At 63.9% G+C, this 12,604-nt stretch carries 18 protein-coding genes; 2 read left to right on the forward strand and 16 right to left on the reverse strand.

The window, feature by feature from the left end:
* Nucleotides 1-7: 7 nt before the first annotated feature.
* From RS901_RS32330 to RS901_RS32390, 13 genes are all read right to left on the reverse strand, one after another.
* A complete protein-coding gene (locus RS901_RS32330) occupies nucleotides 8-355 on the reverse strand; it encodes a hypothetical protein (protein ID WP_316154748.1) in 348 nt (115 codons plus the stop codon).
* Nucleotides 352-945, reverse strand: a complete 594-nt coding sequence (locus RS901_RS32335; RefSeq protein ID WP_316154749.1) for a hypothetical protein — start codon at nucleotides 943-945, stop codon at nucleotides 352-354. The genes RS901_RS32330 and RS901_RS32335 overlap by 4 nt, the downstream gene beginning before the upstream one ends.
* Nucleotides 945-1,370: a hypothetical protein gene (locus RS901_RS32340; RefSeq protein WP_316154750.1), complete on the reverse strand. Its 426-nt coding sequence runs from the start codon at nucleotides 1,368-1,370 to the stop codon at nucleotides 945-947. The genes RS901_RS32335 and RS901_RS32340 overlap by 1 nt, the downstream gene beginning before the upstream one ends.
* Nucleotides 1,371-1,381: 11 nt before the next feature.
* On the reverse strand, nucleotides 1,382-1,534 hold the full coding sequence (locus tag RS901_RS32345; protein WP_316154751.1) for a hypothetical protein: 153 nt from the start codon (nucleotides 1,532-1,534) through the stop codon (nucleotides 1,382-1,384).
* Nucleotides 1,531-1,854: a hypothetical protein gene (locus RS901_RS32350; protein ID WP_316154752.1), complete on the reverse strand. Its 324-nt coding sequence runs from the start codon at nucleotides 1,852-1,854 to the stop codon at nucleotides 1,531-1,533. Before RS901_RS32350 ends, RS901_RS32345 begins: the two co-directional genes overlap by 4 nt.
* Nucleotides 1,851-2,327 (reverse strand): MarR family transcriptional regulator, encoded by a 477-nt coding sequence (locus tag RS901_RS32355; protein ID WP_316154753.1) that lies wholly within the window; start codon nucleotides 2,325-2,327, stop codon nucleotides 1,851-1,853. The genes RS901_RS32350 and RS901_RS32355 overlap by 4 nt, the downstream gene beginning before the upstream one ends.
* Nucleotides 2,317-2,952, reverse strand: coding sequence for a hypothetical protein (locus RS901_RS32360; RefSeq protein WP_316154754.1), 636 nt, complete (start codon nucleotides 2,950-2,952; stop codon nucleotides 2,317-2,319). Before RS901_RS32360 ends, RS901_RS32355 begins: the two co-directional genes overlap by 11 nt.
* Nucleotides 2,942-3,223: a hypothetical protein gene (locus RS901_RS32365; RefSeq protein WP_316154755.1), complete on the reverse strand. Its 282-nt coding sequence runs from the start codon at nucleotides 3,221-3,223 to the stop codon at nucleotides 2,942-2,944. Before RS901_RS32365 ends, RS901_RS32360 begins: the two co-directional genes overlap by 11 nt.
* Complete coding sequence (locus RS901_RS32370; RefSeq protein WP_316154756.1) at nucleotides 3,220-3,702, reverse strand: hypothetical protein; 483 nt, start codon at nucleotides 3,700-3,702, stop codon at nucleotides 3,220-3,222. Before RS901_RS32370 ends, RS901_RS32365 begins: the two co-directional genes overlap by 4 nt.
* Complete coding sequence (locus tag RS901_RS32375) at nucleotides 3,702-4,466, reverse strand: ATP-binding protein (protein ID WP_316154757.1); 765 nt, start codon at nucleotides 4,464-4,466, stop codon at nucleotides 3,702-3,704. Before RS901_RS32375 ends, RS901_RS32370 begins: the two co-directional genes overlap by 1 nt.
* A 20-nt stretch (nucleotides 4,467-4,486) precedes the next feature.
* Nucleotides 4,487-6,631: a DDE-type integrase/transposase/recombinase gene (locus RS901_RS32380; protein WP_316154758.1), complete on the reverse strand. Its 2,145-nt coding sequence runs from the start codon at nucleotides 6,629-6,631 to the stop codon at nucleotides 4,487-4,489.
* A gap of 119 nt (nucleotides 6,632-6,750) precedes the next feature.
* On the reverse strand, nucleotides 6,751-7,263 hold the full coding sequence (locus RS901_RS32385; RefSeq protein WP_316154759.1) for a phage regulatory CII family protein: 513 nt from the start codon (nucleotides 7,261-7,263) through the stop codon (nucleotides 6,751-6,753).
* 27 nt (nucleotides 7,264-7,290) lie between these two features.
* A complete protein-coding gene (locus tag RS901_RS32390; protein ID WP_316154760.1) occupies nucleotides 7,291-7,635 on the reverse strand; it encodes a helix-turn-helix transcriptional regulator in 345 nt (114 codons plus the stop codon).
* 136 nt (nucleotides 7,636-7,771) lie between these two features.
* Between RS901_RS32390 and RS901_RS32395 the strand changes: the two genes are divergently transcribed.
* Complete coding sequence (locus RS901_RS32395; protein ID WP_316154761.1) at nucleotides 7,772-8,266, forward strand: helix-turn-helix transcriptional regulator; 495 nt, start codon at nucleotides 7,772-7,774, stop codon at nucleotides 8,264-8,266.
* A 78-nt stretch (nucleotides 8,267-8,344) separates the two neighbouring features.
* The gene (locus RS901_RS32400; RefSeq protein ID WP_316154762.1) at nucleotides 8,345-8,959 is read left to right on the forward strand and encodes a hypothetical protein; all 615 of its coding nucleotides are present in this window, start codon (nucleotides 8,345-8,347) and stop codon (nucleotides 8,957-8,959) included.
* 384 nt (nucleotides 8,960-9,343) lie between these two features.
* On the opposite strand, the gene RS901_RS32405 is transcribed toward RS901_RS32400, so the two are convergent.
* The 3 genes from RS901_RS32405 to RS901_RS32415 all read right to left on the reverse strand — a co-directional run bounded on the left by RS901_RS32405 (nucleotide 9,344) and on the right by RS901_RS32415 (nucleotide 12,589).
* Nucleotides 9,344-10,516, reverse strand: coding sequence for a thiolase (locus RS901_RS32405; RefSeq protein ID WP_316154763.1), 1,173 nt, complete (start codon nucleotides 10,514-10,516; stop codon nucleotides 9,344-9,346).
* Between the two features lie 4 nt (nucleotides 10,517-10,520).
* Nucleotides 10,521-10,913: a Zn-ribbon domain-containing OB-fold protein gene (locus RS901_RS32410; protein ID WP_114133882.1), complete on the reverse strand. Its 393-nt coding sequence runs from the start codon at nucleotides 10,911-10,913 to the stop codon at nucleotides 10,521-10,523.
* 131 nt (nucleotides 10,914-11,044) lie between these two features.
* The gene (locus RS901_RS32415; RefSeq protein WP_316157340.1) at nucleotides 11,045-12,589 is read right to left on the reverse strand and encodes an acetolactate synthase large subunit; all 1,545 of its coding nucleotides are present in this window, start codon (nucleotides 12,587-12,589) and stop codon (nucleotides 11,045-11,047) included.
* Nucleotides 12,590-12,604: the final 15 nt, after the last annotated feature.

Raw genomic sequence — 12,604 nt, forward strand, 5'->3', positions numbered from 1 at the left:
TGTTTGTTTAGTGGTGGGTGGGGCTGGCGGCGGGCTCCGCGCTGTTGCGCATGGGGATCGCCACAACTTGCCCGTTCCATTTGCGCAGTGCCGTCCGGCGAACGGCATGGGCGTTGCTTTTCAGGCCATCGTTGGCGGCGTCCGAGATCCATGCGACGGCGCTGGCGAAGCTGGACAGGGATACAGCCATCGCTGTCAGCTCATGGACCGTCAATGGGTTGTCGTCCTCCATCGCCAGGGTCAGGGTGCTGAAGTAGCCGACGGCGAGCTCCTGCAGCTCATCGGTCCAAACGATCGGCACACCAGCAGCTTGTTCGAAGGCGGCGCGCAGCGAGAGATCGGGGACGGTCTTCACTTGCTTTCTCCAAGGGATTCCGCGCGCCGGCTACCGGCGGCACGGAGGATGTCTTGACGGACGTTGTCGGGAAGGACGGTGCGTGCGGCCGGCTCTGTTACGGTCACCGGCTGCATGCGCGCTGCCGGCGTACCGGCACCGGCATGCCCCGCACGCTGTGCCTCGGTCCGGCGCTCGGCGGACGCCGCGGCCTTGTTCGACATGCCGACCACGATCGCGGTCAGGTAGCCATGCGACTTGAGCGGAAGCTTGAGTCCGCCGGCATCGCGCCGCGCCACCATCTCCTCGAAGGCCTGGCGCCAGTAGTCCAGCGGCGCTGGCCAGGTCTGGCCGTGGGCGTCGCGGACGGTGCCGGCGTGGATCATCGGCACCACCTCGCCCAGGATCGCCGCGACGCGCTCATAACGCATTTCGGTCTTCACAGGGGCGAAGAGCCCGACGTAGGCTAGGAGGGGCCGCAGCAGCCGGCCGGCCTCCGAGTGCGTGTTGACCAGGTGCAGGATCGCATCGCGCACGCCGTCGTGTGCGAACACGACATCAAGCGTCAGCGCGTTCCGGCACACCGGGCAGCGGAAGGTCGGCAGCGGCATTAGGCGACCCCCGCGGCCTTCATGACCTGGTCGACATTGATGCGGTCCAGGTAGGCGATCAGGTCAGCGGTCTGTGACGGCGAGAGCTGGACGGTCTTGCGGCCGTCGCTGATGTGCAGATCGCCGCGGGACGACAGCTCTGCGCTGAACGCAGCTTCGGTCGCCGGCGCCGCAGCGCGCGCCTTAACCACACGCTGGCGCGGATTGAGCGTCTCGTCGGGCGGGTTGTCCGGGTTGATCCGGTAGGTGTTGATCTGACGCCCTCCCAGCTCGGAGGCAACCTTCTCCACCAGGATCTCGCCGCGGTCGATTTCGAGGGCGATGTAGGAGCGCGGATTGTCGATGCCGGTTTCGTCGGCGAGCTCCGGAGTGCGGATGCCGGGTTTCGCCTTGATAGCGGCAATGAGAGTTTGCTTGTTGGTCATGATGGGTCCGTTCAGGCGATCACACGCGGACGGGTGCTCTTAACACCCTGCGACAGGTTGGAGCTCTGGCCGAACTGATAGGCCAGCATGGCCACCAGGAGCGTCCAGACGAGGATGCCCAGGCGGGTGTGCAGGAATGCACGGAACGAGAAACGCGGCTTCATTGCGGGCCTCCCGCGAGCTGCGCGAGGCGCTCCAGCAGTGCCTTGCGGTTCTGCCGGTGCTCGATTTCCAGCCAGGCGACGCTGCGCTCGTGCTGCTCCAGCTCGTGCCGGAGGTACTGCAGCTCACAGACTGCGCGACGCTCTTCTCGATCGATGGCGCGCAGTTTGCGATGCACCGCCACGCGGGCCAACATGCGGCGGATCTCGGCTTTGATGCGCACCAGGCTGGCTCGCACTTCCTGGACAACCGGGCCATCATGGCGGCGCACCAGCTTGACGGGCTTTTCGTCGACCAGGATGTAGACGTGATTGGGATTCATGCGATCTCCTCGGTAGTCGTCTGGATCTGCGGGGCGCCCACTTCGGGCAGCGGCAGGGTCTTGGTGTCGAGTGCCGCCATGGGCAGCTCGGCCTTGGGCGCCTTCGGCGCGGCCATGGAAAGTGCCTTGGGCCGGTATTGGCACGCCTGGCACGCCTGCCATTGCTGCATCTTCAAGGGGTTGTGGGTGGGCGCCGCGCCCAGGGCCTTTTCACGGCAGTGCTCAACGCCGACCTGGTTGCCACTGAACGGGCACTCGATCTGCTCGAAGGCCTGGCGGTAGCGCATCTCGATGCGCACGGTGCTGGACTTGCCATTGCCATACTCTCCAAGGCCGTTCAGAACGATGGCCAGCGTCGAGCGGGAAATGCCCATACGATCCGCGACAGCCTTCTGCGTGCCAGACTTAACCTCGCGCCGCAACCCTTCGAACCACTCGGCTTCCATGTAGGCAGGCCGCTTCTCATTGGGCATCTTCGAACTCCTTCATGTCGATCCACACGATGCGGTTTTGATTGGGGTCATAGACCGCCGTCGGCCGCTGGACGATGGGTGCGCGCGGGCCGGAGTACTTCCCGGCCTTGAGCATGTAGCGGGCCTTCTGCTTTGCCCTGCCGCCAATCGCCTCGCAGGTCTGTGTGAGATACCCGGCGGCGAAGAGCGCCCGCACGTACTTGGTCGCGGTGGACTCCGAAACACGATGCGCGGCGGTGCTGGCAAAGGCGGCGAGCTCGCGACAGCTGAAGTCCTTGCGCTCGAACATGCGACGGATGGTTCCCCACATCGCTTCATTGCCAGCGCCCTTGACGACCAGTGCCCCGTCGCGCGTCACGCGAGGTGCCTCAACGCCGTTATCGCGGAGGAGACGGTAGGTCTTGCGCATACCGAGCTTTCCCACCCTCTCTTCTGCGATAACTTCGATGATTTCGGCCGCCACCAGGCAGCGACAGTACTGCGAGACATTCAGCTCCAGGCCACCCACGACCTCTGCGATCTCCTCCTGCGTGAAGCGCTCTCGCTTCAGGCGGATCGCCTCCCAGACGCGCTGGCGGGGCGACTTTCCGCCTTTCATTTCAAGATGTGTCTTCTTACGCGCCATTGGCACCTCCTAGGCTTGAGCGGCGGATATCGCGGATGGCCTGCAGCTGACCGATCAAGCCGTCCAGGTCCGCAGGGTTAAGGCACAGCGTGGCCATGACGCGCTGGTGACGGCGCGAGCCAGTCAGTGCAATGCGCAACAGGACGGTCGACTTGTCGTCGGCGATCACAGCCTGGACGGAGCCGATGGCCTTGAGGGTCGGCGCATCGAGCCTGCCAATCTGGTAATGGCAGGTGTCAAAGGTGGAGAGGGTCAGGGTGCCGGCGTTCATAGCGGTGCGAGCTCCACATCAAAACCACCATCACTCGAGCCGCCGCGGTAGTGAGCCTCGAGCCTTTCCACGAAAGCGCGAATTTCGCGGGGCTTGATGGAAGTGCTACAGAAGACAAGGTCCGGATCCTCTCCAAGCACAATCTCGGCCAGCACCTCCGTTAGCGCCTCATCCAGCCGGAACCGAAGGCATGCCGGGGATCGCTTAACACCGGCCTCATACAACTGGCATACCGCAGCCGTCTGCGCCATTGAATGGGCGATTCGCTTCTCGTCAATGCTGAGCAGATATGCGCCAAGGAATGCGGCCTCGGCCGCCTGCAAACTCAGTGACTCAACCAGGTCAAACGCCCCGGAGACGACCACGACCGCGCCAAATGGATGCTTTCTGCTATGCCCGTCACCCATCAGAAGGAGGTCAAGCTCGGCTGCGCTCGCAGAAATAATCTCAGCGTTATTCTTCATTTTGAATCGCAGCATCACAGCCTCCGTTCCGGCGAACGACCGGTGTGCAGCGGAAAATCGCCCAAATCAGCGGCGGTAAATACGTCCTTACCGAATGTCAGGCAGTACTCGTGGATATTGGACAGATTTACCGTGGCGAGCCGCACCGAGCCCTTGGTCTCGGCCGCCAAAATCGCAAATACCTCTGGCTCAAACCGAATGCCATCGGCATAAATGGTGGCGAGCTTGCCGCAATCCTCGGCAGTGACGCGCTGGGCGGGCACCCACGTGAGCACGCGGGAATGGAAGCGTTGCCACTTCTCCAGCTTCTTCGGCAGCAGTTCCTCGCCGACCAGCAGCAGCGAGCCCTGGGAGCCCTCGTAAATGTCGCGAGTCAGCTCGACCAGGCTATTTGAGTCGGTCGCGTAATCGAATTCGTCCAGGATCAGCGTGCGGCGCGACGCGTTAAGCTGCTCGCAGACCATGTCGAGCAGCACCGGTGCAGTTGCCTTGCCGTGCGTGACGCCCATCTCGAACAGAATCTTTTCGAGAATGGTTTTGCGCGACCAGAGGCTGCGCAGCTGCAGGTAATAGGCGCGATTTTCGTTGGCAAGGACGTTGGTGGCAAAGGTTTTGCCCCAGCCAGCCGGGCCGTAGAGCACGGCCATGCCAGGCAGGCCGGTGCGGCGGTTGTCAAGGCGCTCCAGGGTGGCGGACACCAGATCGAGCGTGCCGATTTGCGCCACGCCACCGGACGGGCGCGGCACGGCCTGTTTGCCTACGGAAGGGTTTTTGGTCATAATCTCAACGTTTTCAAGGGTTACCGGAAGGCGTGCCGCACGGGTGCAAGCGTGCTGGCATTGCCACTAGACGCCGCCTGGGTGGATTCCAGGTGGCGTTTTTTCATGGCCGAGAATTCGGCGGACTGGGCATAAGTGCCGTACCAGCGGATCAGGTGGGGGTCGTCGATAGCGCCTCCGTTAGCAATGAGTTGATCGAGATCCATCCACTTGCGGAAGCGCAACTGCGCGGTTTCCGGGATGGCATGGACTTTGGTGGCCGGCGCAGGAGCTTCGGCCTGCTTGGCCTCGGCGTGCTTGCGCGCAGCCATGAATCGCTTCAAGTCTTCCGGCACGGCGGCATCGGGCGTGCGGCCGGTCAGCGCACGATGCGCGGCACCAGCAGCGGCCAGCGCCTCGGTTTCGTGCTTAACCGTCGGGTTGGGCAGCGTGGCGAGCTTGCCGGCCGCCTCCGCGCCTTCGCGCAGCATCGACTCGACCATCTGATCCACGTCCAACTTGACGCCCTTGGCGGCCTTGCGCTGCTCCTGGATGCTTTTCTTCTGCAGCTGGCGGGCATGGGCAGCAATCTCCGCGCGCTGCACGCCGACCCGCTCGGGGCAGACCGCGACGCACACGAATTCGCCGTCGTAATACACCACCAGCTCGCCGAGATCGGCGGTCTGACGCACGGCAACCTGCTTGCCGACATACAAGGCCAGTTCGGCAGCAATGAAATTGCCGCTCTCGACCGTCAGGCCCTTCTTCGTCACCGTATAGGTGCCCTTGCCGGCCGGCGGGGCGAGCAGGATGTCCAGGGCGCGCTCGTCGGCGATGCGGTGGACCTCGCCGCGATAGGACGAAGCCATGGCAAACGGACTCATGCCGTCCAGGCCGCCGTGCTCGCGCTGCTCATAAGTGCCCTGCAGCCAGTCATTGATGAGCGCCTGCAGCTTGGCGGCAGGCAGCGCCAGCTCGACCACCTGGTCTTTCTTGAACAGGCGTTCGGCAAAGGTGCGCCGGGCCTCGATCGCGGAGCGCTCGGCCACGTTGTGGCCGACGAAGGCCGACAGCGCCTCCAGGTTGGAGTGCAGAATCGTCTGGATGCCGCGCTCGACATGGGGCTTTTCCCAGGGCGAGAACGGGTTGGTGGTGTGATGCTTGATGCCGAGCTGGCGCAGGGTCTCCTGAAAATCCAGGCTTTGATAGTCCTTGCCGTTATCGGTCCAGACCTCTTCCGGCGCACCCCACGTCAGCAGCGCCAAACGAAGTGCAAACTTGTGCGTCTCAGTCTTCGGAGTCGGCGAGAGCACGACGATCATGCGGCGGCTGAAGACATCGATGACCACTGAGGCGCTATAGCGGCGCTGCTTGCCATCGGGGTCGGTGAGCATCCAGTCCGCCGGCGTGGCATCCATCTCCCAGCGTTGGTTAAGCCGCACGACGCCGGCAGAGGCGTCACCGAAGGCCACCATATGCTTGTTCTTCCACTCATCCGGGTTCGTGGCGGCGGTCAGTAGCTCAGCGTTCTTGGCCTTCCAGGCCTTCAGGAAGCGATAGGTCTGGTGGTAGCTCGGGACGTTAAACAGGATCTCGCCCGTTTCCTTGTCGACGGCGGCCTGCGCGATCAGGTCGAGCAGGCTCTGCACGGCCAGGTGTGGCCGAGCGATGAGCAGCGCGATCGCGGCTTTCTCAAGCGCCGGTTGGGTGGTAAAGACATTGACGTCTTTGCGCAGGCGTCCGTCGTTCGCATCAATGAGGCCGGCCATGCCACTGCGCTCGAAATCAAGCACCCAGCGCTGGACGGTCCGCCCGGACATCTTCGGAAAGACAACGATGACTTCATTGGGTAGCTGCAGCTCGCGGGCGTTGTAGGCCTGCGCGTAGGCGTCCCAGCTGACCGAGCGCTTCATCGGCTGCAAGGCAGTGAACCAGTTCTCATAGCTGCGGACGATGGCAAACCGGCCATCCATGCGGCTCTTAACACCCGGCGCATGGTCGTCCATCAGCTTCTTGAGGTTGGCCTCGCCGCGGGCACGCTTGTCGGCCGCGGCACGCTCGTCCTCTTCCTGGGCGTGCGCCAACACTGTGATAAATGCCTCGGCGACCTTGCCGCGGGCCTCGATTGCGGCCATGCGTTCGACTGCCCGGCGCACGTCCGCCGGGAGGTCGGCGGCGGCAAACATTTTCCTCTTCCCGCCGCGACCAGCCTCCTCCGAAAAGCGCCATTGCCCCTCGGTTGATCGCTTGGATGCGGCGCGGCGGGTAATCCCCAGCGCGGCCGCAATATCATGCAGATCCACAATCACGCACGACCCCCATGGCGCTTCAACTCTTCCTCGACCAGGCGATCAAGAACGTGCTTCGGGACATTCCGGCGCAGCTCTCCCAGTCGGTCATTGGCCGTACGGACCTGCAGCGTCAGCGCGCCGATCTCGGCCAGCATGGCTTCCTCGCCGCGATACACACGGCAGCCGCAGTGTGCGGCGAGCAGCTCGAGCAAACGGTAGTCGCCGGTGGCGACAATCAGCGCAGGGAGCGCTTCAGCAGGAAAGCGCCAGCCCTCCGCACTGGGAGCACAGCAGCGGTCCAGCATGTGCTTGCTGAACTCATGCGTCGTCAGGCGTGAGATCTTGGTGGCGACGTCATAACGGTCCATGCCACGCTCGCTGGCGCCGGCCAGGGTGTCGGCCAGGGCTTCGCGCACATTGAGCGCGATATTCAGGCACCCATCCTCGTTCTTGGGCTTGGGAGGCACCTCATAGAATGAGAGCTCCAGTTGGTTAGGCGCTTTCGCCTGATTTGCTCGCCGCTTCATATGTCAAATCCTCGTGGTGGCGCGTGGTTAAGCTGGGGAAGTGCTTTCGACATTGATGGAGGACGGCTGGCTGATAGACTTACGCTTAGCCCCTCGCCCGAGGCCGCGCTGGTGGCGGCCGCTTTTGGGGTTGCCGTCGGCGTCGTAACGCGTTGGCCATATTTCCGATGCGTGCAGACCGATGGCGGCGGCGATGATGCGCTCAGCTACGGGCCAAGGCAGATACAAGGCGTTCTTGAGCGCCCCCTGCGAATACCCGTGCTGGATGCTGAGCTGCCGAAGCGAGTAGCCAGCCTTTTCGAGTGCGCCCTTGATATCGGCGCGGTGCCAGTCCTGAAGGGCTGGTTTTTTTGGTGTGTTCAATTTGTTCATAGCTGTAACCATAGCACTTAACTTTGTGCCTATCAAGCGTAAAACTGTGGTTCCAGCTTCGGTTCTTTTCGCCTAAAAGCGAAAAGATTTGTATCTATTTGATTTGTATGAGGTTTCCTCGAAGATGGCACCTAGCATGAAAGCTGGAACTTCGGGTTCCAACTTCGGAGACGAGGGCATGCGAGATAGTGGGAACCAGTTCTCTGTGGCTATTGGCGCAAGGTTGCGTGCCTATCGAGAGTCGATTGGGCTGACGCAAGACCAGTTCGCCGCGCGCTGCGGGGGAACGAAGCGGGGCATTCAGGAAAACGAGAGCGGGAAGTCGGCGCCCAACAGTAAGTTGTTGGCCGCCCTTGCGAGGATGGGCCTTAACCTGTCTTGGCTTCTGAACGAAGTGGGACCGATGCTCATGGAGGACGTGGGCGCCGGCGCTCACGGGCCGGCCAGCGCCATAGACGCCGAACTCTTGCAACTGGTCCTCGAGAAGGTCGAGAAGGAGATCGCGGCTGCGGGCGTGAAGGTAGATCCCAAGAAGAAGGCTGATTTTGTTGTCCTCCTGTACGAATACATCGAGGAAACCGGCAGCCGAGATAGCCCGAACATCGATCGAATCCTGCGCCTGGTCGCGTAGATGTCGAACTGGCGCATCCGATGGCCGGTAGGACAGCGCCAACCCGTTGATTTCCGGCCGTTTGCGGAGATTTAGTAGGTGCCTGAAGAAGAAAAAAAGCAGCGGATCAGCAGAGCATGGGCTGATCTGCTTGGGTTAAGTGGTGGGGTCGAGGGGCAGCGGCCCTCGAATTCAAGGCCCCCTAGTATTAACGTCACCGGCGACGGTCCGGTCATCGTGGGCAACGGGAATGTGTTCAAGATTCACCCGAACATCACCGTAGTCCAGGCCGGCAATGGCCTCATAGACATCGCCCAGAAGAGGCGCATTCTCGAGCTGCGCGACCAAATCTCAGGCGTCTCAAGACATGTAGACGGTCACGAGATGTCTCCCGCCTTCCTTATGCGGCGACTTAACACCCACATGGGCGTCGAGTGCTACACCGAAATCCCTGCGGACCAGTTTCACAAGGCAGAGTCATACCTCTGGCGATTGCGCGGCATGATCGACGGCATGGCGGGAGCATCGACATCGCCGAGCTGGCGCGATCGCCGAATTCAAGCCCTCCTTGCCCGGTGCAAGGAGCTCAACTGCCACGGCTGGCGGCGCAGCTACATGCGAAAGGTATTCGGTACTGCCTCCATTGACGACCTATCAAACGACCAGGTCGGCAAGCTACACCGGGCGGTTATGAGCAGGAAGGCGGCGGCGTGACGCGGAAAGTGGGTGGTTCTATGCCAAAGCGTGCGCAATCACAGCCTAGAAACGGATCGATCCTGCCCGTTCTGTGCCAAATTGCCGGGGCGATGGTTTTTGGCTCAAGTCTTTGTAGTTATTGGTCTTTTCGACTTTTTGGACCTTCTTTCCCTTATGCCAAAGCAGACACCACCCCACAGAACGGGCAACCACGCCAGAACGGCAAGCACCACCGTGCGAACGACCAGCGCCGTGGAATGGATTGCCAGCCGCATAGGCGACGCGTTTTTTGGTTACTTTTTGTCGCTCGGACAAAAAGTGACTCGCCGGCTACGCCGGCGAAACAGCCACGCCCGCCAAGGGCGACGAGCGACCGTAATGGCACCAAGCCCAAAACTACAATTAAACCGTCGCCCCAGTCCCCAAAATCGCCGTAGCCTGACTAGACAACGTCCCCCCATTCCCATGCACCACGGCAACCTCGGCATCCCGCACCTGCCGCTCCCCACATTCACCACGCAACTGCCGCACCGCCTCAATGGTGATGAACATCCCGTACATCCCAGGATGCACGCATGACAAGCCACCGCCATTGGTGTTCACCGGCAGCCGCCCGCCCGGCGCAATGCCGCCGCCGCTGACAAACTGGCCGCCCTCGCCCTTGGCGCAGAAACCCAGGTCTTCCAGGAACAGCAGCGTGTTGATGGTGAAAGCATCGTAGAGCTCAGCCACGTCGACATCGGACGGCGTGAGCCCCGCCATGGCGAAGGCGCGCTCGCCGGATTCCTTGGCGGCCGTGACGGTCAGGTCCGGCATGCATGAGATCTGGCGGTGCCAGGTGGCGGTGGCATTGCCCAGCACATAGACCGGCGGCCTGGCCAGGTCCTTGGCGCGGTCCGCGCGCACCATCACATAGGCGCCGGCGCCGTCGGTGACCAGGCAGCAGTCACGCACGGAAAGCGGGTCCGACACCATGCGCGCATTGAGCACGTCGTCGATGCTGAGCGGGTCGCGCATCATCGCTTCCGGATTGAGCTGCGCCCACTTGCGCGCGGCCACGGCGACCTCGGCCAGGTGCTCGCGCGTGGTGCCGTACTGGTGCATATGGCGCGCCGCGGCGAGTGCATATGACGTGATCGGCTGCAGCGGGCTGTACGGGTGCTCATACGGCTGCGGGTCCAGCACCGCGCGCACCTTGGCGATGCCGGCGCGGCCGACGGTGGAGGTGCGCTGGTTGCTGCCGTAGCAGACCAGCACCGCATCGCACTGGCCCGATTCGAGCGCCATCATCGCCGGCAGCATGTGCGAGACAAAGCTGGAGCCGCCGATCATGGTGCTGTCGACAAACTTTGGCTTGATGCCGAGGTACTCGGCCACCGGCATCACCCACATGCTGGCGCCGACGCTGGCGGTGGCGATGCCGTCGATGTCGCGCATCGACAGGCCCGCATCCCTGACGGCGGCCTTGGCGGCCTCCACCAGGATTTCCATTTCCGTCTTGCCGTGGGCCTCGCACATGCCCGCCTGGCCGACCCCGACAATGGCGACGCTGCCGCGCAAATTGGACAAACTCATGGCCTCAGCCCTCCACCGGATCGAACACGACGAGAGCGGCCTCGCCTTCCTTGCCCTGCGCCACGCGTGCCTGCACACGCATGCCGATGCGCACGCTGGCGGGCGCAATGCCTTCCACGCGGCTCATCATGCGCACGCCCTCATCCAGGTCGACCAGCACCACGTTGTAGTCGCCGCCGGCCTCCGGCTTGCGGCGGATCACGCTGGTGGAGTAGACCGTGCCGCTACCCTTGGGCGCGACCCAGGCGAGCGTGTCGCCGCCGCAGTGCGGGCAGATATTGCGCGGGAAAAACACGTGGCGCTTGCAGTCCTGGCAATGCTGGATGCGGAACTGGCCAGCGGCGAGCTGGTCCGCATAAGCCTTGTCCGGACCCACCGCCGCTTCTTGTTGGGGCATGGAGTCTCCTTCACTTTTGATGGTGCCGCCATGGGCCTTCCATGGCACGGCAATGAGCTTGCCGCAGTCTGTGCATTGCAACAATTCACATCTGCCGAAGGCTGGATTTTTGAATGCGGAAAGCGCCGCGCTCAGATCACCAGTTCGATCACAAACGGCCCCCTGCGCGCATTGGCCATGCGGAACAGGTCGGCAAAACTTTCCATGTCCCTGGCCTGCGCGCCCTCCACGCCCATGCCGTTGGCCAGCTTGACCCAGTCCAGGTCGGGATTGCCGATGTCAAGCATGTCCAGGGCGGTCTTGCCCGGATTGGCCCCCACCCCCGCCAGCTCGCCCAGCAGGATGGCGTACTTGCGGTTGGCCAGCAGCACCACGGTGACGTCGAGCTGCTCGCGCGCCATGGTCCACAGCGACTGAAGCGTGTACATGGCCGAGCCATCGGCCTGCAGTGCCACCACGCGCCGGTCCGGCGCCGCCACCGCCGCGCCCACGGCCAGCGGCAGGCCTTCGCCGATGGCACCGCCGGTCAGCTGCAGCCAGTCGTGCGGGGCCGCATGGACCGTGCCCGGATAGAAGGCGCGGCCGAAGCTGATGCTCTCTTCCACCACGATGGCTTGTTCGGGCAGCAAGGCGGTCAGCGTCCGCGCCACCGCCTCGGACGTGACCGCGCCGCGGGCGGGCTCAACGGATGCGGGCGCCGCGGCAGCCGGCAGTGGCGCGTTGCGGGCGCCCACCTCGTCGGCCAGCCGGGCCAGCGCTTCGGCCAGGTCTTCCTCCGGACGTGCCAGCACATGGATCACGGCATCTTCCGGATACGGGCGCGGCGACTTGCCCGGGTAGGCAAAGAACGTCACCGGCGCCGGTGCGCCGACCAGGATCACGTTGCGGATGCCGGCCAGCCTGTCGCGCGCGACGTCGCCCGAATAGGGCACGCGGTCCACCGCCAGGCGGCCGCTGCCGCGCGACACTCGCGCATTGGACATGGGCGAGATCAGCCGGGCGCCGGTCGCTGCGGCAATGCGGTGTGCATCGGCCAGCGGTGCCTCGCGCAGCGCGCTGCCCCCCAGCACGACCAGCGTAGGCTGGCCCGAGCGCAGCACGCGCGCGGCCTGCTGCACGGCGTCGGGCGAGACCTTGGGCACCGCCAGTGGCGGCAGCGGCGCGGCCACTACGCCGCCCGCATCCCAGCACACATCGGAAGGCAGGATCAGGCTGGCGACCCCGCCCGGCGCGGCGCATGCGGCCTGCACCGCGGATGAGGCATCGGCGCCGACGGAAGCAGCCTGCGTGGCCGTGCGCGTCCACACGGAGACAGGACGGGCCCAGCCTTCGGTATCCGCGGTCAGCGGTGCGTCCAGCGGCCGGTGGTAGGTGGCCTGGTCGCCGATGATGTTGACCACCGGCGTCTGCGCGCGGCGCGCGTTGTGCAGGTTGGCCAGGCCGTTGGCCAGGCCCGGGCCGCAATGCAGCAGCGTGGCGGCGGGCTTGCCGGCCATGCGCGCATAGCCATCGGCCGCGCCGGTGACCACGCCTTCGAACAGGCCCAGCACGCAGCGCATGCCCGGGATGCGGTCCAGCGCCGCGACGAAGTGCATCTCGCTGGTGCCCGGGTTGGCAAAGCAGGTGTCCACGCCGTTGGCGAGCAGGGTCTTGACCAGGCTCTCGGCGCCGTTCATCGGTTGGGTAGTTTC

Origin of the sequence: Cupriavidus sp. BIC8F (genome assembly GCF_032465815.1) — a bacterium.
Classification (GTDB): domain Bacteria; phylum Pseudomonadota; class Gammaproteobacteria; order Burkholderiales; family Burkholderiaceae; genus Cupriavidus; species Cupriavidus necator.